Genomic DNA, 1,749 nt, shown 5'->3' on the forward strand with positions numbered 1-1,749 from the left:
TGGGCTCTTCCGCAATTTCGGTGCAGCTCATGTTCCGATGATCCGGGAGCGAAGGAGATCAATGCCGGCACGTCCGTACATGGATCGTTTGATGAACTTCAGTCTGTTGATCTTGCCCTCTACGGGGCCGGTACTCCAAGGCAATGTCAGCGCAGCTCGAACGGCTTCGATGTCGCGAAGGATTCCTCGCGCAAATGATGACATCGGCCCTGTAACGGCATCGTCCAACCATGGCTGCAGCGCACCAATATCCCGATCGCAAACCAGGGTTTGGAAGCGGCGCGACAGGTCAGCGGCGACGGAGATGTCCGGCGAGGCGGAAGAGATCGTAGCGACAAAGACTTTCTCGTTCGCCGGAAGAGTTTCAGAATCTACGGTCAGGAGACGGGTGGTTTTGCGGGGCGACGGTACGCTCCAGGCTGGCTTGGACAGCTTGCCTGAAAGCGACGGAGCGGGAATGTCATCACGTATACGGACCTTTACCCACTGACGAAAGGTCTTTGCTCTCCCGGAATATCCTCTCTCGCAAACCTCCCGGTAAAGCTGGGTAGCGTTGCGGCAGCCTTGAAGCCAACGCCTTCGGACATAGTCTGCATGGACGTCGGCCGGGCTTTCAGTGAAGACTTTCCTTTCCCATGTTCCCGGTCGTTTATCTTTCAGCCATTTCCGTATGGTTTTGAGATCGACGCCGAGCTCACGCTTGATCGCCAATTGGCTCCAGCTCAAACTGTTCAGTCGGCATACCTCGTCGAAAAGTACACGCCGGCTTCTGTGCTGATTATTTCGTCGCCGTCCATCTCGCCTTTCGGGATGCATATCTTTTGCACTCCCGTCGCCGGCGTGACCATGCGCCGTAAGAGTTTTCGCAACATCACGAATAAGCCGATAACGCCGCTCGACGACATTCTGTAAAGCATCGGAACAATTTCGCAGGAGATGCCAGCGATCGGCGACTTGTTGCGCTTTCGGCGCTCCTTCGCGGGCGCCACGCGCATAAGCACCAGCCCTGTCGCGAGCGATAATTTCAACACCTGGATGGCCGGCAAGCCATTCTGAAAGCGTATCCTTCTCACGATCGGGTAGCAGGTCCACGACATTGTTCGTCTCGAGGTCGACCAGGATCGTTCCATATCGCTGGCCGCGGCGCCAAGCCCAGTCGTCCACGCCAAGGATACGAGGTGCTTCATGATCGGACTCTGTTTGCGACCGCACGATCCGCAGGATCGTATCAGCGCTTACAGGCATGCCAAGACGGGTCACAAGCCGCATGCCTGCCTCACCTCCCAATGCCATGCCGATGCTGCGATGAACATCTTCCAGCCGTGTGGTGCGCCGGCGATAGCGGCAGGTCACGTCTCGATCGTTCTCGGCGAATATACGCCTCTGGCATCGCTTGTTGCTGCAACGCAAGCGTCGAACACTGACGGTTATCGTGACGGAGCGTCCTTGCCATGGAAGGTCGGAAAGCCGTCGATCATAGCAACTATGGATCCGGTAGGAGGTCTTGCGGCAATCGGGGCACTTTGCTCCCATCGACCGAAAACGGCAATGGATCGATACCGCATCTGTCGATCGATGAACCTGATCGACAACCAGAGAGGATGGTATCAACGGTAGAACGCGCTTTCCCATTCACATGCTCCTGCTGATTCGTGTTTTGAATCAATAGGATTCAGAAAGTTGCACCGAAATTGCGGAAGAGCCCACTAATGCACTAATGGGGAAAATTCACGCGGCATTGACAAGGCC

The 1,749-nt window shown here is 56.0% G+C and carries 1 protein-coding gene; it reads right to left on the reverse strand.

What is annotated here, in order from left to right; translation table 11 throughout:
* Positions 1–27: 27 nt before the first annotated feature.
* The gene (locus ACMGE0_RS33420) at positions 28–1,632 is read right to left on the reverse strand and encodes an ISL3 family transposase (RefSeq protein ID WP_436820147.1); all 1,605 of its coding nucleotides are present in this window, start codon (positions 1,630–1,632) and stop codon (positions 28–30) included.
* Positions 1,633–1,749 lie beyond the last annotated feature (117 nt).

The sequence above is a fragment of the Neorhizobium descurainiae genome (assembly GCF_051400715.1).
Classification (GTDB): Bacteria; Pseudomonadota; Alphaproteobacteria; order Rhizobiales; family Rhizobiaceae; genus Neorhizobium.